Here is a 13,912-nt window from a genome sequence, read left to right as displayed (position 1 = left end):
GGAAGAAGCTTTTCGCCCTGGTCAGCGTCCGCTGCTGACGTTTGCAGATTAAAAAAACACAGATGGTTCGACAACTGCTCAATGGTGACACTCCGAGGCTCCTCGAGAACATTTCGCCTCGTTGCATCGCGTTTCAACGTAACTGCGAGACGCGCCCCAGCCAGCTATCCCAGTCTTTCCAGACGGGCTGTAACCCCTGAGTGCTGAGCGCGTGGGCAACCTCTTCAGGCCGACGGCCATCGTGTGGGGCGAACTGCTCCAGTTCCGGATGATTATCGGCATAACCGCCCGGCTGGGTTTTGGAAAAGGCGCTGACGTTGTTAATGGCTAACGGAATGACCCGATCGCGAAACTCCGGCGATTCCCGTGTTGACAGCGACAGCTCCACTTCCGGTGCCAGCAGGCGAAACGCGCAGATCGTTTGCACCAGCTGGCGTTCATCCATGATCGACGCCGGTTCGATACCGCCAGCGCAGGGGCGCAGCCGCGGGAAAGAGATGGAGTAGCGGCTCTGCCAGTAGTGCTGCTGGAGCCACAACAAATGCTCCGCCACCATAAAACAGTCGACCCGCCAGCTGTCTGACAGCCCAATCAACGCGCCGAGACCGATTTTGTCGATCCCCGCGCGACCGAGTCGGTCCGGCGTTTCCAGGCGGAAGAAGAAATCCTGCTTTTTTCCTTTCAGGTGGTGCCGGGCGTATATCGCTTCGTGATAGGTCTCTTGATAGACCATCACGCCGTCCAGCCCAAGGGATTTCAGCTCCACGTACTCCTCTTCAGAGAGTGGCTGCACCTCCATCTGCAGGGACGAAAACCGGCGACGTATGGCCGGAACGTGCTGACGGAAATAGTCCATGCCCACTTTTCCCTGATGTTCACCGGTGACCAGCAACAGATGTTCAAAGCCCATCTCCCGGATGGCGCCACACTCACGAGCAATTTCATGCTCGTCGAGGGTTTTGCGCTTAATGCGATTGCTCATGGAAAAGCCGCAGTAGGTGCAATCATTGGCGCACAGGTTGGAGAGGTAGAGCGGCACGTAAAAGCTCACGGTGTTGCCAAAACGCTGGCGAGTGAGCCGTTGCGCGCGCTGGGCCATTGGCTCCAGATAGGCGCTGGCGGCGGGGGAGAGCAGGGCCATCAGATCTTCGCGGGAGACATGACGCGCGTTCAGGGCGTGCTCGACGTCTGCGGCGGTTTTGCTGTTGATCCGCAGACGAATATCGTCCCAGTCCAGTTCCCGCCAGCGGTCGACGAAGGTGCTCATGAGTACGCCTCCAGAAAGCCCGTTAGCGGGCTGGTGGCCTGCGCCTGAAAACTGCGCGAGCCAGGCCCGGACTGACGCGCCAGCAGGCCTGCCTCTACAGCCAGACGAAATGCGTGCGCCATCATCACCGGATCATCAGCCACTGCAATTGCGGTGTTGACCAACACGGCGTCGGCGCCCATCTCAAGCGCCTGCGCCGCATGGCTCGGCACGCCGATACCCGCATCTACCACCACCGGAACAGTGGCCTGTTCAATGATAATTTCAAGCATCGCGCGGGTTTCAAGCCCCTGATTGGAGCCAATCGGTGCACCCAGCGGCATCACCGCCGCGCAACCGACTTCCTCAAGCCGTTTACAGAGCACCGGGTCCGCGCCGCAGTAGGGCAAAACCGTGAACCCTTGCTTGACGAGAATATCAGCTGCTTTCAGGGTTTCGATGGGATCGGGCAGCAGCCAGCGCGCGTCGGGATGGATTTCCAGTTTCAGCCAGCTGGTGCCCAGCGCTTCGCGTGCCAGCTGGGCGGCAAACACCGCCTCTTCTGCCGTTTTCGCCCCGGACGTGTTGGGCAGAAGCGTCACGCCCGCCGCCAGAAGCGGGGCCAGGATCGCATCGCTGTGATGACGCAAATCCACGCGTTTCATCGCCAGCGTCACCAGCTCGCTGCCGCTCTCGCGAATGGCATCGACCATCAGCTGTGGCGAAGCGAATTTTCCGGTGCCGGTGAAAAGGTGTGATTCAAAGAGTTTATCTGCAATACGTAACATATCAGCCTCCCGCGATGACCTGAAAAAGCAGGATCTGATCGCCATCGCGCACCTGCTGACGTTCCCACTGCTCTCGCGGCAGGATCTGTTGATTAAGGGCCAGCGCCATACCCGGCTTCAGCTGGCGTAGTTGGTCGAGAAGGGCTGCGACGGTAAGCCCCGAAACGCACTGCATCGGCTCATCGTTAAACAGAATGCGCATGCTGTCCTCCGCATACCGGGCACCCGCTGGCGCGCTGCAATGCCAGATGCCGCCAGTTTCCTGAACGGGCATCGAACATCCGCAGCGTATTGCGCGGGGTCGCCATTTTGCTGATGAGTTTGATCGCCTCCAGCGCCTGCAAGGTGCCCATCACGCCGACGACCGGCCCGAGGATCCCCGCCGTACGGCAGTTGCGCTGCGGCTCTTCATCGTCCGGCCACAGGCAGCGGTAGCAGCCCTGCGTCCACGGCGGCGTCAGCACCATCATCTGCCCGCCAAACCCAACGGCGCTGGCGGTAATGAGCGGCGTATCGAGGGCCACGCAGGCGGCGTTGATCGCCTGACGTGTCGCCATATTGTCGGTGCAATCCAGCACCACATCGGCGCGGGCGACCTCCTGATGGAGCGCGTCTCCCTCCAGCCGCTTCTGCACGGCAATGAGCGTAATGTCAGGGTTAAGCGCATTCAGCCGCTGGGTGGTGATCTGCGCTTTTGGCTGGTTAATGTCCTCGGTGGTGAACAGGATTTGCCGTTGCAAATTGCTCAGATGGACATCGTCGTCGTCGGCTAACACCAGCGTGCCGACGCCTGCGCCAGCCAGATAGAGCGCAGCAGGCGCGCCGAGTCCTCCGAGGCCGATGATCAACACCCGGCTGTCGAGCAGCGTTTGCTGACCCTCGACGGCGATATCGTCGAGCAGGATCTGGCGGCTGTAGCGCATGAAATCAGTGTCATTCATCGCCCGCTCCCGCCAGCTGCAACAGCTGTTCAGTGGCCGCCCGCCAGTCTACTGCCTGCGTAATGGCGCTGACCACCGCGATACTGCCGACGCCGGTTTCCAGCACTGCCGGGGCACGCGCCAGGCTGATACCGCCGATAGCGACGGTCGGGTAATCGCCCAGACGAGCGATATGGCGCGACAGCTGCGCCAGCCCTTGCGGGGCTGACGGCATCTGTTTAGTTTGCGTCGGGAAGACGTGGCCGAGCGCGATATAGGAGGGGCGAGCGGCGAGCGCCACGTCGATCTCCATATCATCATGAGTCGAAACGCCCAAGCGCAGGCCTGCCTCGCGAATGGCGCTCAGATCGGTGGTCTCGAGATCTTCCTGACCCAGATGCACACCGTAGGCCTGATGCTTAATCGCCAGCTGCCAGTAATCGTTGATAAATAATCGGGCGTCAAAGCGGCGCCCCAGTTCGATGGCAGCTATCACATCGCTTTCCACCTCTTCGTCACGCTTGTCTTTGATGCGCAGCTGGAGCGTTTTGACGCCCGCCTGAAGCAGGCGCTCAATCCATTCCACGCTGTCGACGACCGGGTAAAGCCCTAAGCGCAGGGGCACCGGGGGGAAATCGGGCTGGTACATTACGCCTCCTCTTTTTTGAGGTAGATTTCGCCGCCTTTAGCGCGGAAGTTTTCTGACATGTCAGCCATGCCCACTTCGATCACCTGTTTCGCGGCGTAGTCGCGCACTTCCTGGCTGATTTTCATTGAGCAGAATTTTGGCCCGCACATAGAGCAGAAGTGCGCCACTTTGCCGGACTCTTGCGGCAGGGTTTCATCGTGGTAGGCGCGCGCGGTGAACGGGTCGAGCGCCAGATTGAACTGGTCTTCCCAGCGGAATTCAAATCGCGCTTTCGACATGGCGTTATCGCGGATCTGCGCACCCGGGTGGCCTTTGGCTAAATCCGCAGCGTGGGCGGCGATTTTGTAGGTGATCAGCCCCTGCTTCACGTCCTCTTTGTTCGGCAGGCCGAGATGCTCTTTCGGGGTGACATAGCAGAGCATGGCGCAGCCAAACCAGCCGATCATCGCCGCGCCGATACCGGAGGTGAAGTGGTCGTAGCCCGGCGCAATATCGGTGGTCAGCGGCCCAAGGGTGTAGAACGGTGCTTCGTGGCAGTGCTCCAGTTCTTCGGTCATATTGCGGCGAATCATCTGCATTGGCACGTGGCCGGGGCCTTCAATCATCACCTGCACGTCATATTCCCAGGCGATTTTGGTCAGCTCGCCCAGGGTGTGCAGCTCAGCAAACTGTGCTTCGTCGTTGGCATCGCGAATAGAGCCAGGACGCAGGCCGTCGCCCAGCGACAGGGAGACGTCGTACGCGGCGCAGATTTCACAAATCTCGCGGAAGTGTTCGTAGAGGAAGTTTTCCTGATGATGCGACAGGCACCATTTCGCCATGATTGAGCCGCCGCGCGAGACAATCCCGGTCAGGCGTTTGGCGGTCATCGGCACGTAGCGCAGCAGTACACCGGCGTGGATGGTGAAGTAATCTACCCCCTGTTCGGCCTGTTCCAGCAGCGTATCGCGGAACGCTTCCCAGGTGAGATCTTCGGCGATCCCGTTTACCTTCTCCAGCGCCTGATAGATCGGGACGGTGCCGATCGGTACCGGGCTGTTACGCAGGATCCACTCGCGGGTTTCGTGGATGTAGCGCCCGGTGGAGAGATCCATCACCGTGTCCGCGCCCCAGCGGGTGGACCACACCAGTTTTTCGACCTCTTCTTCGATGGAGGAGGTGACCGCAGAGTTGCCGATATTGGCGTTCACTTTCACCAGGAAGTTGCGGCCAATAATCATCGGTTCCGATTCCGGGTGGTTTATGTTGGCAGGGATAATCGCCCGGCCAGCGGCCACTTCGTCACGCACGAATTCCGGCGTGATGTTCTCCGGCAGGCGAGCGCCAAAATCTTCGCCCGGATGCTGGTGGCGCAGAACTTCGCTGCGAATGCGCTCGCGCCCCATGTTTTCGCGGATGGCGATGAATTCCATCTCCGGCGTTACGATCCCCTGGCGTGCATAGTGCAGCTGAGTCACGCATTTTCCCGCTTTCGCCCGTTTCGGCGTCAACAGACCGGTGAAACGCAGCCCGTCCAGACCATCGTCCGCCAGACGCTCTTTGGTGTACGCGGAGCTGCGGTCGGTCAGTGATTCGCTGTCCTGGCGCGCCTCAATCCACGGCTGACGCAGTTTTTCCAGCCCCCGCTGGACGTTAATGGCCACGTCCGCATCGCCATAAGGGCCAGAGGTGTCGTAGACCGGCACTGCTTCGTTATCTTCAAACTGGGGATTTTCTTTGCTGCCACCGATCAGTGTCGGGCTGAGCTGGATTTCACGCATCGGGACGCGGATATCGTCCTGCGAACCGGTGATGTAAATACGTCTGGAGTTCGGGAAAGCAGTGCCTTCCAGTGTGTCGATGAAGTGTTGTGCTTGTGCGCGCTGTTCGCGGCGGGTCAGTTTAGTTGCAGACATAGCTCATTCCAAAAAAGTAAGGAGTGGCTTGTCAGACGACGGATGAAGCAAGAGGTGTGATCACCCAGAGAGGGTGATACAACAGCATTTTGACTCTTGTTCCCTTCGCAGGTATTAGCCTGATCAGGTTCCGCGGATCCCGAATTAACGGTCTCAGCCCGGCTTTCGCACTGGGCACTCCGACAAGAAAACGCGCCTGCAGTGCAGGTGCGGTATTTGTAAATTACTCGTTAACGCTTAAGAACTCAAGCTGGCCGCGCGATGTTGTCTTCGTTGCTGGCTTTTGGATTGCTGTCCAGCACCAGGGCGATGAGCTTGTCTTCCAGCGTGAACCGCGCTTCCATCGCTTCGCCGAGATCGGAAAGGGCCTGCTGGAAATCCAGATAATTGTCCTGGTCGATGGCGTTTTCGAGCGTGGAGTCGTAATAGTCCATGATCTGCTGAGTATTGGCTTCCAGCAGTGGGTAGAGCTTCGTGGCCGCTAAATACGGGCTGGTCCCTTCCATTTCGCGAATAATACGTTCATATAGATTAAAATGACCGTCGGAAAGGTAGTCGACCAGGCTTTGACAAAAATCATCCAGCGCTTTTTCATTCAACCGCATATACGATTCTTTGCCAGGCTTAATGCCAACCAGATTGTAGTAAGCAACAAGCAAATGTTTGCGCACGTGCAGCCAGCGATCGACCAGGTCATGACTTCCTCCAACGCGCGCTGTCAGGCTTTGTAGCTGGTTTAGCATGTTTGACTCCACAAGGTTAAGATGAAAAAGCTGGCCACCCGGAAATGTAAGAATATTGTTATCAACATGCCTGTGAAGCAAAGGTAGTGCAATAGATATGGATCGTATAATTGAAAAATTAGATCGCGGCTGGTGGATCGTCAGCCACGAACAAAAATTATGGTTGCCCGGCGGAGAATTACCTTACGGCGAGGCAGGACGTTTCGATCTTGCGGGGCAGAGGGCACTCTGGCTCGGCGAATGGCAGGGCGATTCCGTGTGGTTGATCCAGCAACATCGCCATCACGAAATGGGATCGGTTCGCCAGGTGATCGATCTGGACGTCGGTCTGTTCCAGCTGGCCGGGCGTGGCGTGCAACTGGCAGAATTTTTCCGATCCCATAAGTTCTGCGGCTACTGCGGGCATACCATGCACCAGAGCAAATCCGAGTGGGCTATGCTGTGCAGCCACTGCCGGGAGCGCTACTACCCGCAAATCGCCCCGTGTATCATCGTCGCCATTCGTCGGGATGACACTATTCTGCTGGCGCAACACACTCGCCATCGCAATGGCGTGCATACGGTGCTGGCCGGCTTTGTCGAAGTGGGTGAGACGCTCGAACAGGCTGTTGCTCGCGAAGTGATGGAAGAGAGCAGTATCAAGGTTAAAAATCTGCGTTACGTGACCTCCCAGCCGTGGCCCTTCCCCATGTCGCTAATGACCGCGTTTATGGCGGATTATGACAGCGGCGATATCGTGATCGACCAAAAAGAGCTGCTGGAAGCCAACTGGTATCGCTACGACGACTTACCCCTTCTTCCGCCACCGGGCACCGTGGCGCGTCGTCTGATAGAAGATACCGTCGCGATGTGTCGGGCCGACTATGAATGAATCACATGTTACACTGGCGGCATGACGCTTAAGGAACTGCAAAAATGACCGAACTGAAGAACGATCGTTATCTGCGTGCGCTGCTGCGCCAACCCGTTGATATCACCCCAGTGTGGATGATGCGCCAGGCGGGCCGCTATTTGCCGGAGTACAAAGCCACGCGCGCCGAGGCGGGCGATTTTATGTCCCTGTGCAAAAACGCCGAGCTGGCCTGCGAAGTCACGCTGCAGCCGCTGCGCCGTTTTCCGCTCGATGCGGCGATCCTTTTTTCAGATATCCTGACCATTCCGGACGCGATGGGGCTGGGTCTCTATTTCGAAACCGGCGAAGGCCCGCGTTTTACCTCACCGATTAAGAGCAAAGCTGACGTCGATAAACTGCCGATTCCAGACCCTGAACAGGAGCTGGGCTACGTTATGAACGCGGTGCGCACTATTCGCCGCGAGCTGAAAGGCGAAGTGCCGCTGATTGGTTTCTCCGGAAGCCCGTGGACCCTGGCGACGTATATGGTTGAAGGTGGCAGCAGCAAAGCCTTCACGATGATCAAAAAGATGATGTACGCCGAGCCGCTGGCGCTGCATGCGCTGCTCGACAAACTGGCGAAAAGCGTCACTCTGTATCTCAATGCGCAGATTAAAGCGGGTGCGCAGTCGGTCATGATTTTCGATACCTGGGGCGGAGTGCTGACCGGGCGCGATTATCAGCAGTTCTCCCTGTACTACATGCATAAAATTGTCGATGGTCTGCTGCGTGAAAACGAAGGCCGTCGCGTGCCGGTGACGCTGTTCACCAAAGGCGGCGGGCAGTGGCTGGAAGCGCTGGCTGCGACCGGCTGCGATGCGCTGGGTCTCGACTGGACGACGGATATTGCCGATGCGCGCCGTCGCGTGGGTGACAAAGTGGCGCTGCAGGGCAATATGGACCCCTCCATGCTCTACGCGCAGCCCGCACGCATCGAAGAAGAAGTGGCGACCATTCTGGCCGGATTCGGTCAGGGCGAAGGGCACGTCTTTAACCTCGGCCACGGTATTCATCAGGATGTACCGCCAGAGCACGCAGGCGTGTTTGTCGAGGCGGTGCACCGCCTTTCTGCCCAGTACCACCAGTAGGGAGTGATTATGGATCTCGCGTCATTACGCGCTCAGCAAATCGAACTGGCCTCCTCGGTGATCCGAGAGGATCGTCTGGATGTGAATCCCCCGGCGTTGATCGCCGGTGCCGATGTCGGGTTTGAACAGGGCGGGGAAGTGACGCGAGCCGCGATGGTGCTGTTAACCTATCCCGCGCTGGAGCTGGTGGAGTACAAAGTAGCGCGCATCGCCACCACCATGCCCTACATTCCTGGTTTTCTCTCCTTTCGTGAATACCCCGCGCTGCTGGCAGCGTGGGAGCAACTCTCGCAAAAACCCGATCTTTTGTTCGTCGATGGTCATGGGATTTCCCACCCGCGACGCCTCGGCGTGGCCAGCCATTTTGGTCTGCTGGTGGATGTGCCGACGATTGGCGTGGCGAAAAAGCGTCTGTGCGGCAAGTTCGAACCGCTTTCTGCCGAACCGGGTGCTCTCGCACCGCTGATGGACAAGGGCGAGCAGTTGGCGTGGGTCTGGCGCAGTAAAGCGCGCTGTAATCCGCTGTTTGTGGCGACGGGTCATCGCGTGAGCACCGACAGCGCACTGGCGTGGGTGCAACGCTGCATGAAAGGCTACCGTTTACCGGAGCCGACGCGCTGGGCTGACGCAGTGGCGTCCGCGCGTCCGGCATTTGTTCGTTGGCAGGAAATTCAGCGTTGATTCAGGTAAACTGCGGCTAATTTCCGATTCGAGACATCATCATGTTACAAAACCCGATTCATCTGCGCCTTGAGAAGCTGGAAAGCTGGCAGCACGTCACCTTTATGGCCTGTCTGTGCGAGCGCATGTATCCCAACTATGCCACGTTCTGCAAGCAGACTGGATTTGGTGAAGGCCAGATTTATCGTCGTATTCTCGACCTGATTTGGGAAACGCTCACGGTCAAAGACGCTAAGGTGAATTTCGATTCTCAGCTCGAAAAACTGGAAGAGGCGATCCCGTCGGCGGATGACTACGATATGTATGGCGTCTACCCGGCTATCGACGCCTGCGTGGCACTGAGTGAATTGCTTCACTCGCGTCTGAGCGGTGAAACCCTGGACCATGCCATCGAAGTCAGTAAGGCGTCCATTACCACCGTGGCGATGCTGGAAATGACCCAGGAAGGTCGCGAAATGACCGACGAAGAGCTGCGAGCGAACCCTGCGGTCGAGCAGGAGTGGGATATTCAGTGGGAAATATTCCGACTTTTGGCCGACTGCGAAGAACGCGATATTGAGCTGATAAAAGGGCTGCGCGCGGACTTACGCGAGGCGGGTGAGAGTAATATTGGTATAATTTTTAACCAATGAGACAATAAAACGTGATTTAACGCCTGTTTTGTCGCACCTCGACTCTTCCCTTCTGCCCCCCGTCTGGTCTACATTTGGGGGGCGAAAAAAAGTGGCTATCGGTGCGTGTATGCAGGAGAGTGCTTTTTTGGCATTTTCGTCGCACTCGATGCTTAGCAAGCGATAAACACATTGAAAGGATAACTTATGAACAAGACTCAACTGATTGATGTAATTGCGGACAAGGCTGATCTGTCTAAAGTGCAGGCTAAAGCTGCTCTGGAATCCACCCTGGCTGCTATTACTGAGTCTCTGAAAGAAGGCGATGCTGTACAACTGGTTGGTTTCGGTACCTTCAAAGTGAACCACCGCGCTGAGCGTACTGGCCGCAACCCGCAGACCGGTAAAGAAATCAAAATCGCCGCTGCAAACGTACCGGCATTTGTTTCTGGTAAAGCACTGAAAGACGCTGTTAAGTAAGACGGCGTGGCCGTGAACAGTTTTAACAAGGGGGCGGTTTCGCCCCTTTTGTTTTCATGGCGCTGTCCGCTCGCGCTGGCGGGCATGCTGTTGCTCACTGCCTGCAGCCATGACTCCTCTCTGCCGCCGTTTACCGCCAGCGGATACGCTGACGATCAGGGCGCGGTACGAGTCTGGCGCAAAGACTCTGGTGACGACGTTCACCTGCTCTCCGCATTCAGCCCATGGCACAACGGCAACACCTCTACGGCGGAATACCGCTGGCAAGGCGATGCGCTGTCGCTGATTGAACTCAATATCTACAGTAAAACGCCTGAACACGTCCGCGTGCGCTTTGATGACCACGGCGAGCTGAGCTTTATGCAGCGCGAGGTCAACGGCCAAAAACAACAGCTCTCCAGCGATCAAATCGCCCTGTACCGCTACCGGGCAACCCAGGTGCGCCAGACCAGCGATGCGCTGCGTCAGGGACGCGTGGTGCTACGTCAGGGGCGCTGGCATCCTGATGGCACAGTCACCACCTGTGAAGGGCAGACCGTTAAGCCCGATCTCGAAGCCTGGGCGAAAGAACATATCGAACGGCGTCAGCGACACTCTTCGATGGAAGTGAGTATTGCCTGGCTTGAAGCGCCAGAAGGGTCACAGCTGCTGCTGGTGGCAAACGAAGATTTCTGCACGTGGCAGCCGACGGAAAAGAATTTCTGATATCAGTGCCCCCTCCGGACGGAGAGGGCGAATAGTTGTTACTGTTCTTGCTCGCGGGCAATCGCACGATAACCAATATCACTGCGGCTAAAGCTGCCGTTCCAGTGGATATCCTTCATCAGCGCGTAAGCGCGTTTCTGCGCCTCGGCAACGGTGTTACCCAGCGCGGTGGCGCACAATACGCGGCCCCCGTTAGTTAACACGCGATCGTCTTCTGCCAGTTTGGTGCCAGCATGGAACACTTTACCGCCGTCGACCTCTTCCAGCGGTAAACCGTGGATCTCATCACCATTGTTGTAGTTGCCCGGATACCCGCCGGCAGCGATCACAACGCCCAAAGAGGCACGCGTATCCCACTCGGACGTTTTCTCATCCAGCTTACCTTCGCAGGCGGCCAGGCACAGTTCCACCAGATCGGATTTCATGCGCAGCATGATCGGCTGCGTTTCCGGATCGCCAAAGCGGCAGTTGAACTCGATAACTTTTGGGTTGCCCTGCTTGTCGATCATCAGCCCGGCATACAGGAAACCGGTGTACGTGTTGCCTTCTGCGGCCATGCCTTTCACGGTAGGCCAGATGATGCGCTCCATCGTGCGCTGGTGGACTTCGTCAGTCACCACCGGCGCCGGAGAGTAAGCGCCCATGCCGCCGGTGTTCGGACCGGTATCGCCATCACCTACACGTTTGTGGTCTTGGCTGGTGGCCATCGGCAGGACATGCTCGCCATCAACCATCACGATAAAGCTCGCCTCTTCGCCGTCGAGGAACTCTTCGATCACGATGCGGTGCCCAGCGTCGCCGAAAGCGTTACCTGCCAGCATATCCTGAACGGCCGCTTCGGCTTCTTCGAGGGTCATCGCCACGATCACGCCTTTACCGGCAGCCAGACCGTCGGCCTTGATGACAATCGGAGCGCCTTTTTCGCGCAGATACGCCAGCGCAGGCTCCACTTCGGTGAAATTCTGATACTCACCGGTCGGGATTTTGTGACGCGCAAGGAAATCTTTGGTGAAGGCTTTAGAGCCTTCGAGCTGCGCTGCGCCTTCCGTTGGGCCGAAGATTTTCAGGCCCGCTGCGCGGAACGCATCTACCACGCCAATCACCAGCGGCGCTTCCGGGCCGACGATGGTCAGATCGATTTTCTCATTCAGGGCGAAGTTCAGCAGCGCCGGAATATCGGTCACGCCGATCGCGACGTTCTGCAGGGCCGGTTCCAGCGCGGTACCGGCATTCCCCGGTGCCACGAAGACGGTTTGAACCAGAGGCGACTGTGCCGCTTTCCACGCCAGGGCGTGCTCGCGCCCACCGTTACCAATCACTAATACTTTCATTGTCTGCTCCGGAGATTAATGGCGGAAGTGACGCATGTCGGTGAAGATCATTGCGATACCGTGTTCGTCGGCAGCAGCAATCACTTCGTCATCGCGGATTGAGCCGCCCGGCTGAATGACACAGGTAACGCCAGCCGCCGCCGCAGCATCAATACCGTCGCGGAACGGGAAGAAGGCATCAGAGGCCATGGCGGAGCCTTTCACTTCCAGCCCTTCATCGCTGGCTTTAATACCGGCGATTTTCGCGGAGTAAACGCGGCTCATCTGGCCTGCGCCAATGCCGATGGTCATGTTCTCTTTGGAATAGACAATGGCGTTGGATTTAACGAATTTCGCTACTTTCCAGCAGAAGAGCGCATCACGCAGTTCCTGCTCGGTCGGTTGACGTTTGCTGACCACACGCAGATCGCCAGCGGTAACCATACCCAGATCGCGATCCTGAACCAGCAGGCCGCCGTTAACACGTTTGAAATCCAGAGCCGGTACGCGCTCAGCCCACTGGCCGCAGACCAGCACGCGGACGTTCTGCTTAGCGGCGGTGATCTTCAGGGCTTCTTCAGTCGCGGAAGGAGCAATGATCACTTCAACGAACTGGCGGGAGATGATCGCCTGCGCTGTTTCGGCATCCAGTTCGCGGTTGAAAGCAATGATGCCGCCGAAAGCGGAAGTTGGGTCGGTTTTGTATGCGCGATTGTAAGCTTCCAGAATGGAAGTGCTAACGGCAACGCCGCATGGGTTCGCGTGTTTGACGATCACACAGGCCGGTTCGTTAAACTCTTTCACGCACTCCAGTGCCGCGTCGGTATCGGCGATGTTGTTATAGGAAAGCGCTTTGCCCTGGACCTGCTGAGCGGTGGCAACGGAAGCTTCCTTGATCTCTTCTTCTATATAGAAGGCTGCGTTCTGATGGCTGTTCTCGCCGTAACGCATATCCTGCTTCTTAATGAAGTTCAGATTCAGGGTACGCGGGAAGCGGCCAGCAGGCTCTTTGCTTTCACCGTGATAAGCCGGAACAAGACTACCGAAGTAGTTGGCGATCATGCTGTCGTAAGCAGCGGTGTGTTCGAACGCTTTGATGGCGAGGTCGAAACGGGTTTCCAGCGTCAGGGAGCCTTCATTGGCATCCATCTCGTTAATGATGGTGTTGTAGTCGCTGCTCTTTACCACGATAGCCACATCTTTATGGTTCTTCGCGGCGGAGCGCACCATGGTTGGGCCGCCGATGTCGATATTCTCGACCGCATCTTCCAGAGAGCAGTTTTCGCGGGCAACGGTCTGGGCGAAAGGATAGAGGTTAACAACCACCATATCGATCGGCGCAATCCCGTGTTGATCCATGATGCCGTCATCCTGACCGCGACGACCGAGAATGCCGCCGTGCACTTTTGGATGCAGGGTCTTTACACGTCCATCCATCATTTCCGGGAAACCGGTGTAATCGGACACTTCGGTTACCGGCAGACCTTTATCTGCTAACAGGCGAGCGGTACCGCCAGTGGACAGCAGCTCTACACCGCGTGCAGAAAGTGCCTGAGCGAATTCGACGATACCGGCTTTATCAGAAACACTGAGCAGAGCGCGGCGGACTGGACGACGTTGTTGCATGGTAAATCCCCTGGATTTCACGATTACAGAGAGCGTTAGATGAATTTTCCTTTAAAAAACTCATCTAACACACCTGACAGGGCATCCTTGCATGGCGCGTGCATTTTAACGAAAACGTTTGCGCAACGCTCGCGAATTTTCAAATTTTCGTCGGGTTGTGGATAAGTCTGTGTGCAAAAGGGTATAAGGCGGGGTTTTGCTGTGGAATGCAGCAGTCAGTCATTTTTCTGTCATTTAGCGGTTGCGGGCTGACGAGAACTCCCTATAATGCGCCTCCA

Annotated in this window: 15 protein-coding genes and 1 riboswitch; of the genes, 6 read left to right on the top strand and 9 right to left on the bottom strand. The window is 57.4% G+C overall.

Going from position 1 to position 13,912, the window contains the following annotated elements:
- Positions 1–133: 133 nt before the first annotated feature.
- From thiH to rsd, 7 genes are all read right to left on the bottom strand, one after another.
- On the bottom strand, positions 134–1,267 hold the full coding sequence (gene thiH / locus F153LOC_RS21255) for a 2-iminoacetate synthase ThiH (RefSeq protein ID WP_102105777.1): 1,134 nt from the start codon (positions 1,265–1,267) through the stop codon (positions 134–136).
- Entirely contained in the window at positions 1,264–2,034 is a 771-nt protein-coding gene (gene thiG / locus F153LOC_RS21250) for a thiazole synthase (RefSeq protein WP_102105776.1), read from the bottom strand. The genes thiH and thiG overlap by 4 nt, the downstream gene beginning before the upstream one ends.
- 1 nt (position 2,035) lies before the next feature.
- Positions 2,036–2,236: a sulfur carrier protein ThiS gene (thiS, locus tag F153LOC_RS21245; RefSeq protein ID WP_102105775.1), complete on the bottom strand. Its 201-nt coding sequence runs from the start codon at positions 2,234–2,236 to the stop codon at positions 2,036–2,038.
- The gene (gene thiF, locus F153LOC_RS21240) at positions 2,220–2,975 is read right to left on the bottom strand and encodes a thiazole biosynthesis adenylyltransferase ThiF (RefSeq protein ID WP_102105774.1); all 756 of its coding nucleotides are present in this window, start codon (positions 2,973–2,975) and stop codon (positions 2,220–2,222) included. Before thiF ends, thiS begins: the two co-directional genes overlap by 17 nt.
- Positions 2,968–3,603 (bottom strand): thiamine phosphate synthase, encoded by a 636-nt coding sequence (thiE, locus tag F153LOC_RS21235; RefSeq protein ID WP_102105773.1) that lies wholly within the window; start codon positions 3,601–3,603, stop codon positions 2,968–2,970. Before thiE ends, thiF begins: the two co-directional genes overlap by 8 nt.
- Positions 3,603–5,498: a phosphomethylpyrimidine synthase ThiC gene (gene thiC, locus F153LOC_RS21230; protein ID WP_102105772.1), complete on the bottom strand. Its 1,896-nt coding sequence runs from the start codon at positions 5,496–5,498 to the stop codon at positions 3,603–3,605. The genes thiE and thiC overlap by 1 nt, the downstream gene beginning before the upstream one ends.
- Positions 5,499–5,581: 83 nt before the next feature.
- Positions 5,582–5,690, bottom strand: a riboswitch (TPP riboswitch).
- Between the two features lie 53 nt (positions 5,691–5,743).
- Complete coding sequence (rsd, locus tag F153LOC_RS21225) at positions 5,744–6,241, bottom strand: sigma D regulator (RefSeq protein WP_102105771.1); 498 nt, start codon at positions 6,239–6,241, stop codon at positions 5,744–5,746.
- Between the two features lie 97 nt (positions 6,242–6,338).
- Here rsd and nudC point away from each other — a divergent pair, with 97 nt between their 5' ends.
- The 6 genes from nudC to F153LOC_RS21195 all read left to right on the top strand — a co-directional run bounded on the left by nudC (position 6,339) and on the right by F153LOC_RS21195 (position 10,698).
- On the top strand, positions 6,339–7,112 hold the full coding sequence (gene nudC, locus F153LOC_RS21220; protein WP_102105770.1) for an NAD(+) diphosphatase: 774 nt from the start codon (positions 6,339–6,341) through the stop codon (positions 7,110–7,112).
- Between the two features lie 44 nt (positions 7,113–7,156).
- Positions 7,157–8,221, top strand: a complete 1,065-nt coding sequence (hemE, locus tag F153LOC_RS21215; protein WP_102105769.1) for a uroporphyrinogen decarboxylase — start codon at positions 7,157–7,159, stop codon at positions 8,219–8,221.
- 9 nt (positions 8,222–8,230) lie between these two features.
- Entirely contained in the window at positions 8,231–8,902 is a 672-nt protein-coding gene (gene nfi, locus F153LOC_RS21210) for a deoxyribonuclease V (protein ID WP_102105768.1), read from the top strand.
- A gap of 41 nt (positions 8,903–8,943) precedes the next feature.
- Positions 8,944–9,534 (top strand): YjaG family protein, encoded by a 591-nt coding sequence (locus tag F153LOC_RS21205; RefSeq protein ID WP_100778093.1) that lies wholly within the window; start codon positions 8,944–8,946, stop codon positions 9,532–9,534.
- Positions 9,535–9,720: 186 nt separating this feature from the next.
- Positions 9,721–9,993 (top strand): nucleoid-associated protein HU-alpha, encoded by a 273-nt coding sequence (gene hupA / locus F153LOC_RS21200; RefSeq protein ID WP_002445246.1) that lies wholly within the window; start codon positions 9,721–9,723, stop codon positions 9,991–9,993.
- Positions 9,994–10,005: 12 nt separating this feature from the next.
- The gene (locus F153LOC_RS21195) at positions 10,006–10,698 is read left to right on the top strand and encodes a DUF1481 domain-containing protein (protein WP_102105781.1); all 693 of its coding nucleotides are present in this window, start codon (positions 10,006–10,008) and stop codon (positions 10,696–10,698) included.
- A 38-nt stretch (positions 10,699–10,736) separates the two neighbouring features.
- Here the strand turns inward: F153LOC_RS21195 and purD are convergent, their stop codons facing one another.
- The gene (gene purD, locus F153LOC_RS21190) at positions 10,737–12,029 is read right to left on the bottom strand and encodes a phosphoribosylamine--glycine ligase (protein ID WP_102105767.1); all 1,293 of its coding nucleotides are present in this window, start codon (positions 12,027–12,029) and stop codon (positions 10,737–10,739) included.
- Positions 12,030–12,044: 15 nt separating this feature from the next.
- Positions 12,045–13,634 (bottom strand): bifunctional phosphoribosylaminoimidazolecarboxamide formyltransferase/IMP cyclohydrolase, encoded by a 1,590-nt coding sequence (purH, locus tag F153LOC_RS21185; RefSeq protein WP_102105766.1) that lies wholly within the window; start codon positions 13,632–13,634, stop codon positions 12,045–12,047.
- Positions 13,635–13,912 lie beyond the last annotated feature (278 nt).

The sequence above is a fragment of the Lelliottia sp. F153 genome (assembly GCF_002870005.1).
Lineage (GTDB): Bacteria > Pseudomonadota > Gammaproteobacteria > Enterobacterales > Enterobacteriaceae > Enterobacter > Enterobacter nimipressuralis.
Note: the sequence above shows the minus strand (reverse complement) of the source record. Positions and strands in the feature narration are given on the sequence as shown.